Annotated in this window: 14 protein-coding genes; 6 read left to right on the forward strand and 8 right to left on the reverse strand. The window is 44.6% G+C overall.

Going from position 1 to position 13,609, the window contains the following annotated elements:
- Positions 1-96: 96 nt before the first annotated feature.
- Together treB and treC are read left to right on the forward strand one after the other, a co-directional pair.
- Complete coding sequence (gene treB / locus AB4263_RS12820; protein ID WP_022570656.1) at positions 97-1,521, forward strand: PTS trehalose transporter subunit IIBC; 1,425 nt, start codon at positions 97-99, stop codon at positions 1,519-1,521.
- Positions 1,522-1,643: 122 nt separating this feature from the next.
- Positions 1,644-3,329 carry an alpha,alpha-phosphotrehalase gene (gene treC / locus AB4263_RS12825; protein ID WP_372098316.1) on the forward strand — a complete coding sequence of 562 codons (1,686 nt, stop codon included), beginning with the start codon at positions 1,644-1,646 and terminating at the stop codon, positions 3,327-3,329.
- A 181-nt stretch (positions 3,330-3,510) separates the two neighbouring features.
- Here treC and AB4263_RS12830 read toward each other — a convergent pair whose 3' ends face one another.
- Positions 3,511-4,113, reverse strand: a complete 603-nt coding sequence (locus AB4263_RS12830; RefSeq protein ID WP_017060757.1) for a YitT family protein — start codon at positions 4,111-4,113, stop codon at positions 3,511-3,513.
- A 347-nt stretch (positions 4,114-4,460) separates the two neighbouring features.
- Here AB4263_RS12830 and glyA point away from each other — a divergent pair, with 347 nt between their 5' ends.
- Positions 4,461-5,711 carry a serine hydroxymethyltransferase gene (glyA, locus tag AB4263_RS12835; protein WP_017066387.1) on the forward strand — a complete coding sequence of 417 codons (1,251 nt, stop codon included), beginning with the start codon at positions 4,461-4,463 and terminating at the stop codon, positions 5,709-5,711.
- A gap of 338 nt (positions 5,712-6,049) precedes the next feature.
- Here the strand turns inward: glyA and AB4263_RS12840 are convergent, their stop codons facing one another.
- The 6 genes from AB4263_RS12840 to tsaA form a co-directional block, all read right to left on the reverse strand.
- Positions 6,050-6,376: a hypothetical protein gene (locus tag AB4263_RS12840; RefSeq protein WP_017072003.1), complete on the reverse strand. Its 327-nt coding sequence runs from the start codon at positions 6,374-6,376 to the stop codon at positions 6,050-6,052.
- Positions 6,377-6,608: 232 nt separating this feature from the next.
- A complete protein-coding gene (locus AB4263_RS12845) occupies positions 6,609-6,800 on the reverse strand; it encodes a DUF4250 domain-containing protein (RefSeq protein ID WP_004738555.1) in 192 nt (63 codons plus the stop codon).
- A gap of 1 nt (position 6,801) precedes the next feature.
- Complete coding sequence (locus tag AB4263_RS12850) at positions 6,802-7,005, reverse strand: YaeP family protein (protein ID WP_008222923.1); 204 nt, start codon at positions 7,003-7,005, stop codon at positions 6,802-6,804.
- A 164-nt stretch (positions 7,006-7,169) separates the two neighbouring features.
- A complete protein-coding gene (locus AB4263_RS12855; protein WP_017069194.1) occupies positions 7,170-7,859 on the reverse strand; it encodes a tellurite resistance TerB family protein in 690 nt (229 codons plus the stop codon).
- A 190-nt stretch (positions 7,860-8,049) separates the two neighbouring features.
- Positions 8,050-9,765 carry a proline--tRNA ligase gene (locus AB4263_RS12860; RefSeq protein ID WP_010436451.1) on the reverse strand — a complete coding sequence of 572 codons (1,716 nt, stop codon included), beginning with the start codon at positions 9,763-9,765 and terminating at the stop codon, positions 8,050-8,052.
- Between the two features lie 101 nt (positions 9,766-9,866).
- Positions 9,867-10,562: a tRNA (N6-threonylcarbamoyladenosine(37)-N6)-methyltransferase TrmO gene (gene tsaA / locus AB4263_RS12865; protein WP_017063354.1), complete on the reverse strand. Its 696-nt coding sequence runs from the start codon at positions 10,560-10,562 to the stop codon at positions 9,867-9,869.
- Between the two features lie 124 nt (positions 10,563-10,686).
- Between tsaA and AB4263_RS12870 the strand changes: the two genes are divergently transcribed.
- The 3 genes from AB4263_RS12870 to AB4263_RS12880 all read left to right on the forward strand — a co-directional run bounded on the left by AB4263_RS12870 (position 10,687) and on the right by AB4263_RS12880 (position 13,047).
- The gene (locus AB4263_RS12870) at positions 10,687-10,947 is read left to right on the forward strand and encodes a type B 50S ribosomal protein L31 (RefSeq protein WP_372098317.1); all 261 of its coding nucleotides are present in this window, start codon (positions 10,687-10,689) and stop codon (positions 10,945-10,947) included.
- Positions 10,947-11,072 carry a type B 50S ribosomal protein L36 gene (gene ykgO, locus AB4263_RS12875; protein WP_372098318.1) on the forward strand — a complete coding sequence of 42 codons (126 nt, stop codon included), beginning with the start codon at positions 10,947-10,949 and terminating at the stop codon, positions 11,070-11,072. The genes AB4263_RS12870 and ykgO overlap by 1 nt, the downstream gene beginning before the upstream one ends.
- 388 nt (positions 11,073-11,460) lie before the next feature.
- Positions 11,461-13,047, forward strand: coding sequence for an AbgT family transporter (locus AB4263_RS12880; protein ID WP_010436458.1), 1,587 nt, complete (start codon positions 11,461-11,463; stop codon positions 13,045-13,047).
- A 112-nt stretch (positions 13,048-13,159) separates the two neighbouring features.
- Here AB4263_RS12880 and AB4263_RS12885 read toward each other — a convergent pair whose 3' ends face one another.
- Positions 13,160-13,603 (reverse strand): YaiI/YqxD family protein, encoded by a 444-nt coding sequence (locus tag AB4263_RS12885; protein WP_017063355.1) that lies wholly within the window; start codon positions 13,601-13,603, stop codon positions 13,160-13,162.
- Positions 13,604-13,609: the final 6 nt, after the last annotated feature.

Consider the following 13,609-nt stretch of genomic DNA (forward strand, 5'->3'; position numbering starts at 1 on the left):
ATAACCGTGATTGGGAATGTTCCCATCAATCTAAATCGAAGTGGTTATAGCTGCATGGTTTAGAAGAGTAATTGAATGAAACCAGGGTGGGGTAGTATGAGTAAGATAGCGAAGCAAGACGTTGCGCGTCTTATCGAGTTAGTCGGTGGCAAAGAGAATATTGCGAGTGTCAGCCATTGTCTAACTCGACTGCGTTTTGTATTGAACGATACGGAACAAGCGAACAAAGCAGAATTAGAGAAGCTTAAACTGGTAAAAGGCTGCTTTACTAACGCAGGTCAATTCCAAGTCGTGATTGGCACCGAGGTTGATGAGGTGTACGCACTTTTGATTGAGCAAACTGGTAAAGATGCATCATCAAAAGATGAGGCGAAGTTGGCTGCTCGTCAAAATATGAACTTCCTTGAGCGTGGTATATCCCATTTAGCCGAAATTTTTGTACCACTGCTGCCTGCCATCATTACTGGCGGTTTGATTCTTGGTTTCCGTAATGTGATTGGCGACATTCGCATGTTCGACGGCAAAACCCTCGTTGAAATCAGTCAATTCTGGGCAACGGTTCACTCTTTCTTATGGTTGATCGGCGAAGCTATTTTCTTCTTCCTTCCGGTTGGTGTGTGTTGGGCAACGGTTAAGAAGCTTGGCGGAACCCCTATTTTGGGTATCACGCTCGGTGTGACCTTAGTTTCACCACAACTCATGAACGCATACATGATAGGTAAATCGGTACCTGAAGTGTGGGACTTTGGCTTGTTCGTGATAGAGAAAGTTGGTTATCAGGCTCAGGTGATCCCTGCGATGTTAGCGGGTGTGGCTCTGGCCTTCATCGAGACCAACCTTAAGCGTATTGTTCCTTCTTACCTGTACCTTGTTGTCGTGCCGTTCGTATCGATTATTTTGTCTGTGATTCTAGCGCACGCTTTCATTGGCCCATTTGGCCGTATGTTAGGCGATGGCGTGGCATTCGCGGCTAAAGCGGCAATGACGGGTGACTTTGCGATTCTTGGTTCAGTAGTCTTTGGCTTCCTATACGCACCTTTGGTTATTACAGGTATTCACCACACCACCAACGCGGTGGATCTGCAACTGATGCAAGACTTAGGCGGCACACCAATCTGGCCTTTGATTGCGCTATCAAATATTGCACAAGCTTCAGCGGTTGTTGGCATCATCATCTTAAGCAAACGCGAAGGCGAACGAGATATCTCGGTTCCAGCTGCAATCTCTGCTTACTTAGGTGTAACAGAGCCAGCGATGTACGGCATCAACCTTAAATACAAATTCCCAATGCTGAGCGCAATGATCGGCAGTGCCGCTGCGGCTGCTATCTGTGGTAGTGCAGGAGTGATGGCGAATGGTATCGGTGTTGGTGGCTTGCCAGGCATCTTATCGATTCAACCGCAATATTGGTCTGTTTACTTAATTGCGATGCTGGTGGCGATTGTACTACCCGTCACGTTAACACTGTTCTTCTATAAACGAGCACAGATGAAAGGCGAACTAGAAACCGCCAACGCGTAATGCATTTAATAAGCGATGACTCCAAAGTGAGCCATCGCTTTTTCTCTTAGTTATAACGGCTATTCGACCATGATTCACATGGTGATTTTTATTTTATATTTTCTGGTAAGTGAGTGTTAGAGATGGCGATGACTGAGCATGATGAAAGTTGGTGGAAAACCGCAACCATCTATCAAATCTACCCAAAGAGCTTTTGTGACAGTGGCAGTAAAGGTACTGGCGATATCAAAGGGATCATTTCAAAACTGGATTATCTTAAACACTTGGGTGTGGATGCCATTTGGTTAACCCCAGTTTACGCATCCCCAATGATCGATAACGGCTACGATATTTCAGATTACTACGCGATTAACCCGCAATTCGGCACCATGCAAGACTTCGACCTATTGCTGGCTGAAGCGCACCAACGTGGTATTCGTATCGTGATGGATATCGTGGTAAACCACACCTCGACAGAGCATGCATGGTTTCAATCTGCTTTGGGCGACAAAAACAGCTCTTACCGCGATTACTATATTTGGAAAGATCCCGTAGATGGTCAAGCACCAACTAACTGGCAGTCTAAGTTCGGTGGTAATGCGTGGGAACTAGATGAGGCGACTGGGCAATACTTCCTACACTTATTCGCCAAAGAACAGGCTGACCTCAACTGGGAGAACCCGGTTGTACGTGAAGAAGTGAAAGACGTTATCAGCTTTTGGGCAGAAAAGGGCGTTGATGGTTTCCGCTTGGATGTGATCAACCTGATTTCGAAGCAGCAAGACTTTCCTAATGATGATATCGGTGATGGCCGTCGTTTCTATACCGATGGTCCACGTGTACACGAATACCTGAAAGAGATCAGCGAAGCGGTATTTCAGAAGTACGGCAGCGTGACCGTAGGCGAGATGTCTTCAACCACGTTGGAACACTGCCAGCAATACTCAAACGTTGATAACAGTGAGCTATCGATGGTGTTTAACTTCCACCACCTTAAGGTCGATTACACCAATGGTGAGAAGTGGACCAATGCGCCGTTTGATTTCTTACAGCTCAAGTCGATCTTCAATCATTGGCAAACGGGTTTGAACGGCAAGGGCTGGGGCGCATTGTTTTGGTGTAACCACGACCAACCGCGAGTGGTGAGCCGCTTAGGTGATGATCAGCAATATCGTGTTGAGTCGGCCAAGATGTTGGCTGCTTCTGTGCACATGATGCAAGGCACGCCTTATATCTATCAAGGTGAAGAGATTGGTATGACCAACCCTGGCTATACTGACATCAGCCAGTATCGTGATGTTGAGAGTACCAATATGTACGACATCATGGTTAACCGTGATGGTGTGGCTCATCAAGATATGATGGCGATTCTAGCGCAGAAATCTCGTGATAACTCTCGTACACCAATGCAATGGAATAGTGAGCCTTACGCCGGATTCTCACAAGCTCAGCCATGGCTTGATGTAGCGAATAATTACTCTGAGATTAACGCTGAGCAAGCACTGGAAGACAAAGACTCTGTTTTTTATTTCTATAAGAGCTTGATTGAGTTACGCAAACAAGTACCAGTGATTACGGATGGCAGCTATCAAGATCTATTGCCTGAGCACCCGTCGGTATTTGCGTACTCTCGTGAGAGTGAAGGACAAACTCTGCTGTGCATTAACAACTATTATGGTGAAGAGGCTGAATGCGTTTTACCTGAACGTTTTGAGATGGCAAAGGCTAAGAGCTTGTTGTCTAATTATCAAGTGAGCGAGAGTTTAGTGGCGTCTCATCATCAAGTTTTGCAACCTTACGAGACTCGTATTCTTTTGATTGAAGGGTAACCTTGTTTCATTTCAATGAGCCTAATTTTGATTCCCCTTAAAAGATTAGGCTTCTACAAAGGCTTTGGAGTGCTTCCCAAAGCCTTTTTTGTTTTAGTGATGGCTGGAATATCGTGCCTCGAGTCTACTTGCGAGAAGTTTGAGCATCGAGTGCCAGCAACGACAGAGCAGGTAATGAACTCTAAGACGCGTAATTCACCGAGTAGCGAGTTGGTTTGTGGTTCATTGCCAATACGATGTTCAATACTGCGGTGCCTAATACAGAAACGGCAATCACCCAAGGTGACACGAAGAAGAACGATGCAAACAGAATACATGCATCAATACCCATTTGTGTTTTGCCTACCGAGATACCGTAGCGGTCTTGGATAAACAAGCACAGTACGTTGAAGCCACCCAGACTTGAGCGGTGACGGAATAGGATTAGCATACCTAAGCCCATTAGTAAGCCGCCGGCAACAGCACAATAGATCTCGTTATGAACTTCTAGCGAGATAACTAAGTATAAATGATCGGCAAACACAGACACTAAAGCACCAGAAATCGCACTGCTAATAGCAAAGCTACGGCCGAATCGTTTCCATGCTAATAAATAGAATGGACAATTGGCAACAAAGTACAAAATACCAAAGGTTACAGGCAAGAATTGACTCAAAAGCAGAGCCAAGCCAGTAGTGCCCCCGGTAAGCAGGTTCGCTGACTGTAAAAAGAAGACGCCTAACGCCACTAAAAACGTGCCAGTGAGAATCGCTACCCAATCTTCTTTACGTGAGTGTTTTTCCATCGTTTTTATAATTACCTAACCAATAAAGGCGTGCATAGTAGAGAAAAACCTTAGCTTTCGGTAGCTTGAGGGGCAAAATTAAGGTAAACCTATGTAATCTGCGTTTTACAGGGTGTAAAGCGTAAAATTGACAGTAAGCGCCATCTTTGGTTGGATAAGCCAAATAACCATGATGAATCTTATTTGTGATTATGAAAAAACTGCATGATAAAATTGCAATTAGCTCTTTATGACCTAGATCAAATTATGTAGAATGCGTCACATCAAAACGGTGACGGAAACGTTTGCTTTCGGTCGTTGTGTGGTTTTTTTGAAACTTTCAGTACAATCTGAGTCAGGAGATACAGATGCTTAAGCGTGACATGAACATTGCTGATTACGATGCGGATCTATTCGCAGCTATCCAAGAAGAAACTCTTCGTCAGGAAGAGCATATCGAACTTATCGCTTCAGAAAACTACACAAGCCCACGTGTAATGGAAGCTCAAGGTTCTCAGCTAACAAACAAATACGCTGAAGGCTACCCAGGCAAGCGTTACTACGGTGGTTGTGAGTACGTAGACAAAGTTGAAACTCTAGCAATTGAACGTGCATGTGAACTATTTGGTGCAGAGTACGCAAACGTACAGCCTCACTCAGGTTCTCAAGCAAATAACGCTGTATACATGGCACTACTAAATGCAGGCGATACGGTTCTAGGTATGAGCCTAGCACACGGTGGTCACCTAACTCACGGTTCTCCAGTAAACTTCTCTGGTAAGCTTTACAACATCATCCCTTACGGTATCGATGAAGCGGGTCAAATCGATTACGAAGAGATGGAAAAGCTGGCTATCGAGAACAAGCCTAAGATGATCATCGGTGGTTTCTCTGCTTACTCTCAAATCTGTGATTGGAAGCGCATGCGTGAAATCGCTGACAAAGTAGGTGCGTACCTGTTCGTAGATATGGCTCACGTAGCAGGTCTAATCGCTGCAGGCGTTTACCCGAACCCAGTGCCACACGCTCACGTAGTAACTACAACGACGCACAAAACGCTTGCGGGTCCTCGTGGTGGTCTAATCCTTTCTAACGAAGGCGAAGATCTTTACAAGAAGCTGAACTCAGCAGTATTCCCAGGCGGCCAAGGTGGTCCTCTAATGCACGTTATCGCTGGTAAAGCAGTAGCGTTCAAAGAAGCTCTAGAGCCAGAGTTCAAAGAATACCAAGCACGCGTTGTTGCTAACGCAAAAGCAATGGTTGCTGAATTCCTAGCTCGTGGTTACAACATCGTTTCAGGTTCTACAGAGAACCACCTGTTCCTAGTTGACCTAATCAACAAAGACATCACAGGTAAAGAAGCAGATGCAGCACTAGGTGCAGCAAACATCACTGTAAACAAGAACTCAGTACCAAACGACCCACGTAGCCCATTCGTTACTTCAGGTATCCGTATCGGTTCTCCTTCTATCACTCGTCGCGGTTTCTCAGAAGCAGACGCGAAAGAGCTAGCAGGTTGGATCTGTGACATCCTAGATAACATGGGTGATGAGTCTGTTATCGAAGCAACGAAAGCAAAAGTATTAGAGATCTGTAAGCGTCTACCGGTTTACGCTTAATTTTTCTGCGTAGTAATTTGAACTTCGTTGTCGAGCATGCTCACTTACATCCGTAAGCTCCGCGTGCTCTCCTAGAATTTCAAACGACTACTTTGAAAAAGTACTTTTAAAGGGGCTCATTGAGTCCCTTTTTGTTTTAGGGAAAGGTGTTGAAGACTCTGCACCTGTTCCTTGAACTAAAGCTATTTGATTGAAAATACGATTTGAAAGGCTCCTTTATTGGGGCCTTTTTGGTATCTATCGGTATGAAAGTTGGGTTACCTGAGAATACAGAAAAGCGGGTATTAAAAAGGGTTAATGCTTTCACATTAACCCTTTGGTATTTGGTAGTGTCGATTCTACTTTTTGATGCTAAGTAGGGTGCCTGACTTACACTTGAAAGAGTAGTAGTGGCGGCTTTCACTGAACTTACCTAGGCCTTCGCCATCACAGTAGTCGATGTTGATGTCACGCATCACTTCTAATGTGTCTTCGCTGTTCAAAGCGAATTTAGAGCCATCAGAACAGACGATACGAACTCGTTCATCATGGCTTACAGAGTAAATATCGACTTCAGTATTACACAGCTCAAAAGAGGCTTCGCGAAAGTTGTCTTGCTGAGTATTTGAAGCGCAACCTGCGGTGAGTGCGGCTGCGATAACGGCTAAAAGTCCGAGTCTTTTCATTGTTAATCCTTCACTATCATCAAGTTGAGTGATGAGTTTTATATGCTAGTTTAGGTAGCCTATACAACAATACGCTTTGGTTCAAGGCGCGTTCGTTGACTCTAAGATATAAAAGTATAGGTGCATACAGATAATTTATAATGGGTTTGCTGCGTGTTTCCTTATTACGTATCACCAACAAAAAAAGACCAACACAGAGGTTGGTCTTTAAATAGGAAGATTTTTTAAACGACTATCGAAACTGTTTAGCTTCTGGAAGATACTCAAAACCAGCAGACGCGAGCTTAGCGATTAAGGCTGCTTTGTCGATTTCGTAGAAGTTGACCACTCGATCTAAATCACCGCCGAAGTCGTCACGAAGCTTCATGTTGACGATGCTCATCAACATCACTGGATCCATTTTTTCAAAGTTAGCGAGGTTCATATTAGTCCTCGAAATCTGAAATCAGTAAGTTAGCAGCGGCAAAGGCTGCACGTTCACGAGCTTCTTTAGGAAGAGACTCATCGGCAGCAAGGTCATTCAATGTTTTTACTGCGCAGGTGATCGCTTTAGGGATATAGCCTTGGTCGCCACTGCCAATTTGAGAATACAGTTCACGAACCAAATCACAACAATCGTATACTTTCATTTTTATACCTAACCAAATGATAACTGATCTCAATATACACATAGAGATAAGCAAAAACAAAGTGGATCTGATCAAGTTCAGAGTTAGTTTGTCCTTGCTCAATATCTCACTTGGCTAGCTCGCTGCTTAAGCCGTTCTTTACGGCTTCGTTTGGTACTTGCCGATTAGCCAGAGACTTGTTGTTCAAGTTGATAGGTGACTTCATCAGCAAGATTGAGCTGTTTCGCGAGCTCTTTCAGGTACGCCTTTTCCATGAAATTCTGTTCGTCGGCCACAATCAAAGAGGCTAAGTAGATCTCACTCGCCTGTTGAGGTGACGTTGCCAGTTGAGCGATTTCGCTTGGGTCGAGTGGCTTATGCAGTTCTTCAGAGACCAATTTAGTCAGTTGATAATCAGCGCCCATATTCTCGACGACTTGCTCTATCTTAGCCATCTCTTCTTCATCAACATGGCCATCAGCTTTAGACGCGGCAATCATCGATCGTAGAATCAGCACGCTGTGGTTTGCATCATTTTCATCAAACTGAGCCTGTTCGGCGTTAGGTGTCTGGCCTTGTTTGGACTGGTAGTCGTTGTAGACTTTATAAGCCAAAGCGCCCAGTGCTGCTGCGCCGCCAATCCCAGCCGCTTTCTTACCCATTTTCTTAGTCTTCTTAGAGCCCATTAACGCACCTAACAGTCCTCCGCCAACTGCGCCTGCACCGAAGGCTCCGAGTGTACTTTTACTGCTACTCTTGCTATTGCTGCCTTGAGAAAGGCCACTTAAACTTGAAGACCCTTGTGAAAGTTTCTGAGTACCTTGTTTTACGAGATCTGATTTAAGTGCTTGGTTCAGTAAGCTTTTGATATCCATCGATACCTCCAATGGTGAGCATGTCCAAAAAGTTGATGACACCAATATACGGATTTAAAGATGAACAGGGGATTAACTTACGTTATTTACTCTACTGATAAATAGAAGGGAGTTTGAAGCGAAATGACAGGCACAAAAAAGGCCACCTAACGGCAGCCTTTCAATGTTTATCTAGTCAGTAATCGGATTACTAAGCTAGTTGAGCCTTAAGGTGCTCGATAACCGTGTCCATTGCGATAGCTTCTTTATCACCAGTACGACGGTTTTTGTATTCGAAGTTACCTTCGTCCATGCTGCGATCGCCGATAACGATAGTGTGAGGGATACCCACAAGCTCGATATCTTTAAACATAACACCAGGGCGCTCTTTACGGTCATCGAATAAAACTTCGATACCCATAGCTGTTAATTCAGCGTATAGCTTCTCAGCTGCTTCTTTAACGCGCTCAGATTTGTGCATGTTCATTGGTACGATAGCAACTTGGAACGGCGCTAGTGCGTCTGGCCAAGTGATACCGAATTTATCGTGGTTTTGCTCGATAGCAGATGCAACAACACGTGAAACACCGATACCGTAACAACCCATTTCTAGGATTACGCTCTTACCATCAGGGCCAAGCACGTTACAGTTCATTGCTTTAGAGTAAGTATTACCTAGTTGGAAGATGTGACCAACTTCAATACCACGCTTAAGCTGGATAGTACCTTGACCACATGGGCTTAGGTCGCCTTCAACAACGTTACGTAGGTCTTCAACTTGAGCCAGCTCAACGTCACGACCCCAGTTGATGCCGAAGTAGTGCTTACCATCTACGTTTGCACCAGCGCCAAAGTCGCTCATTACAGCAACAGAGCGGTCAACGATGAATGGTAGCTCTAGGCCAACAGGTCCAAGTGAACCAGGACCTGCACCAACAAGTGCGCGGATTTCTTCTTCAGAAGCCATCTCTAGCGGAGAAGCAACCTGTGGAAGGTTTTCTGCTTTCACTTCGTTAAGCTCGTGGTCACCACGGATGATTAGAGCAATAATATCTGCTTCTACTTCATCAGATGCTTTAACGAATAGAGTCTTAACTGTCTTCTCGATTGCTAGACCGTGCTGCTCTACCAATTCTGCGATTGTTTTTGCGTTTGGCGTATCAACCAATTCCATCTCTTGAGTAGGCGCTGCAACTTCTTCAGTAGGAGCTAGTGCTTCTGCTTTCTCGATGTTCGCTGCGTAATCAGATTCAGAAGAGAATGCGATTAGGTCTTCGCCGCTTTCAGCAAGAACGTGGAACTCTTGAGAGCCGCTGCCGCCGATTGCGCCAGAGTCTGCTAATACCGGGCGGTATTCAAGGCCCATGCGGTCGAATGCTTTACAGTAAGCATCGTGCATCGCTTGGTAAGACTTTTCTAAGCCTTCTTTGTCGATATCAAAGCTGTACGCATCCATCATAGAGAATTCACGTGCACGCATTACGCCAAAACGAGGGCGGCGCTCATCACGGAATTTAGTCTGGATTTGGTACAGATTTAGAGGTAGCTGTTTGTAAGAGCTGATCTCGTTACGTACTAGACTCGTTACCACTTCTTCAGCTGTTGGGCTAAGAACAAATGGACGAGAGTGACGGTCTGTGAAACGAAGTAGCTCAGGCCCCATCTTTTCAGAACGGCCAGTCTCTTCCCAAAGCTCAAACGGTTGAACTACGGGCATCAAGATTTCAACGGCACCTGCATTATCGATCTCTTGGCGAACGATATTTTCGACTTTACGCAGTACACGTAGACCAGTAGGTAGCCAAGTATATAAACCTGAAGCTAGCTTACGGATCATACCTGCACGTAGCATCAGCTGGTGGCTGATAACTTCTGCGTCGTTTGGAGTCTCTTTCAGAGTAGAAAGAAGGTAGTTACTGGTACGCATTCTATGGTATCCGTTTCATCATTGATAAAAGAAAACTTGCTGTCGTTCGTAACCACAGCAAATCTGATATAGCCGCATATAATATCAGCCTATTTGGGATCTCAAAAGCGTTCAATGTCAGTTACATTGATGAAAAGCGTTTCAACCACGAATTTCACGTTAAGATTGAACAAATTTACCGCATATTCCTTGTTGTCAGGCTTGCCTTTTTTATAGGCAGGTCGCGGATCTTGGCCTAATACTTCTTTGATCACCTGAATGATATGGCGCGCTTGTGGATGGCTTGCGAGCTTACTTTGCGCTTGCTGCGAAAAGTTAACGTCGAGCACTTCTGGTTCATCGGCGGCAAACCCTCCCAATGCATCCGGAATCGAATCTGAATAGGGGATATAAGGCTTGATGTCGATGATCGGTGTACCGTCTACTAAGTCGACGCTGCCGAGATCCAACCAAGTCTGTCCTTTCTCTTGAGACACACCTTTTAGTTCAACCGCAGACATGCCAATTCCATTTGGTCTGAATGTGGCACGTGACGCGAATACACCAATACGTTCATTCCCGCCAAGGCGAGGTGGCCTCACAGTTGGTTTCCAGCCTGCTTCAAGGTTCTTGTCGAACAGAAATAGTAACCAAACATGGCTAAATTGCTCTATATCACGAACAGACTCAAGGCAGTTTGCTGCATCAACCAATCTGACTCTTGAGGTGGATGTGGGTACCAACCTGGGCTGCCTTGGCACAGCGAACTTCTCTTTATAAGGAGACTCAATAAAGCCAACAGGTTCAATTGTGTACATAGTTGGGTGTTCTCTGATTACGATTAAGACGGAAAAATATCATAAAATCGCTTGTTTTTCTTTTGATAACAATTGTCACTTGTAGTGTTATAACATATCAAGTTGGTTATTTAAGGGGAATACAATGAAACCGAATATCCATCCAGATTACCGTCCCGTGGTTTTTGATGACACCAGTGTCGATGAGTACTTCTTAATCGGCTCAACTCTAAAAACAGACCGTACTATCGAATGGGAAGTCGGCAATACTTGCCCTTACTTCACGATTGAGGTGTCGCCAAAGTCGCATCCTTTCTATACGGGCAAACAACGAGTGCTACATAAAGAGGGACGCGTTGCGAACTTCACTCGTCGTTTTGGTCAATTAGGTAAGGGAGCTAAATAATGAAAGTTGTTAAATCACTTAAAAGTGCGAAAAGCCGTCCCCCTGATTGCCAGATAGTTAAGCGTAGAGGGCGTCACTATGTGATCTGTAAATCCAATCCAAGATTTAAAGCGGTTCAAAAATAACCGTCAATATGATGTGACATGTGTGTAAAAACGAGGGGAAAGTCAAACTTCATTCATTTGTCTGTTTTTCTTTTCCTTCGAGAGGAACTTAACCGGATATCGAGTGTGTATTTAACGTACGATGTATTTTATTTTCAAGTGAATCAATGGGTTATATTGTGAGTTATATTTCTAGTGAATGCGTTGTTGTAAATTATAAATCTAGTTTTTGTGTTTAATGTAGATTTATTTGCTAATTAATTGTTCAAATAGAGTTAAAAGTCGTCGTTTGTTACACACTTTGTAACATTTTGAATTTCTAATTGATATTTTTGTCGCGTACCCTTCGCTGGCAATTTGAACATCTTTGTCACAATTGCACAGGAATCACTACACAAGGAGGGAACAGATGAGTTCATCTGCTTCAATAAAAAACAACGCACCAAAAAAACCTATTTTCACACGCTTTTTAGACAGCGTTGAATATTTGGGGAACCTTTTACCCCACCCAATCACTCTTTTTGCTATCTTCTGTGTCGCAATCCTAGTTTCTTCAGGTATTGCTGGTTACTTTGAAGTGTCTGTCATGGACCCTCGCCCTGAAGGTGCTAGTGGTCGTGCTGCTGATGGTATGATCCACGTTGTAAGCTTACTTAATGCTGAAGGCTTACAACTCATCGTAACGAATCTAGTTTCGAACTTTGTTGGCTTTGCGCCACTTGGTACTGTACTTGTTGCAATGCTAGGTGTTGCGATTGCTGAGCACTCAGGTCTATTATCTGCGGCAATGCGCGGCATGGTAATGGGCGCATCTCAGCGCATGGTTACTGTAACCGTGGTATTTGCCGGTATTATCTCTAACACGGCTTCAGAGCTGGGTTACGTAGTACTTATCCCTCTTGCAGCAATGCTTTTCCACTCATTGGGTCGTCACCCATTAGCAGGTCTAGCGGCAGCATTTGCTGGTGTATCTGGTGGTTATTCTGCAAATCTACTTATAGGTACGGTTGATCCACTGCTTTCTGGTATCACAGAAACAGCAGCACAAATGCTTGATCCATCTTACTCTGTTGGCCCTGAATCAAACTGGTACTTCATGTTTATTTCGACCTTCTTTATCTCGATTGCCGGCGCATTGGTAACAGAGAAGATTGTTGAACCTAAACTGGGTAAATACAATGTCGAAGACGCGTCTGAAGATCTTTCAAATGACTCAATGGGTAAGCTTACTGCTATTGAGAAGAAAGGCCTTAGATTGGCGGGTGTCGCTGTATTAATCGTGAGTGCGCTTTTAGCTTGGACTGTTGTTCCTGCTGACGGTGTTCTACGTTCAGAGGCGGGCACGATTTCAGGCTCTCCATTCCTGAAAAGTATCGTCGCGTTTATCTTTGTATTCTTTGCTATTCCTGGTTTTGTTTACGGCAAAATTACCGGTTCAATGAAGAATGACCGTGATGTGATTAATGCAATGGCAACGTCGATGTCTTCAATGGGCATGTACATCGTTCTTGTATTCTTTGCTGCACAGTTTGTTGCTTTCTTTAAGTGGACGAACTTTGGTCAAGTGGTTGCTGTAGGCGGCGCAACATTCCTTCAGGATATCGGCCTAACGGGTCCAATGTTGTTCTTCGCATTCATCCTAATGTGTGGTTTCATTAACCTGATGATCGGTTCAGCTTCTGCACAGTGGGCAGTAACAGCGCCAATCTTCGTTCCAATGCTAATGCTAGTAGGCTACGCACCTGAAACGATTCAAGCGGCTTACCGTATCGGTGATTCAACAACCAACATCATTACACCAATGATGAGCTACTTCGGTCTTATCCTTGCCGTAGCAACTCGCTACATGAAGAACCTAGGTATCGGTACACTGATCGCGACAATGTTGCCTTACTCAATGGTATTCATGTTTGGTTGGAGCATCTTGTTCTACCTATGGGTATTCGTATTCGGTCTACCAGTAGGTCCAGGCGCTGCAACGTACTACACGCCTTAGTTGTAGAGTAGGGGAAACCTTCTTCTAATTGATATTAAAAAAACCTGCATTGTTTGCAGGTTTTTTGGTTTTTTATGGAGAGATAGAACTAGGTTAAGCTCGGATGAGCCAGCTAGCGTTTGGCTAGAATTCTATCTAAGTGGTTGGCAAACTCACGACGGTCGGTTTGAGAAAGGGCACTTGGTCCACCCGTTTGGATGCCACTTGAGCGCATGGTATCCATAAAGTCACGAATGTTCAGACGCGCTTTAATGGTCTCTTTGGTGTAAAGCTCACCACGAGAGCTGAGTGCTTGCCCACCTTTAGTGATCACTTCGTCAGCCAGAGGGATATCGGATGTAATCACAAGATCGCCGGGTTCAGTGCGCTTTACGATTTCATCATCAGCAATATCAAACCCGCTTGGCACTTGAATTGAGTGAATGTTATTGCGTTTAGGAACGGGAACCAGATGGTTTGCCACAAAGGTACATTCAACCCCTGTGCGCTCAGCTGCGCGTACGATTGTTTCTCGGATAACCTTTGGACAAGCGTCCGCATCAACCCATATCTTCATAGTGTT

Origin of the sequence: Vibrio sp. 10N.261.55.C5 (genome assembly GCF_041470505.1) — a bacterium.
GTDB lineage: Bacteria > Pseudomonadota > Gammaproteobacteria > Enterobacterales > Vibrionaceae > Vibrio > Vibrio crassostreae_C.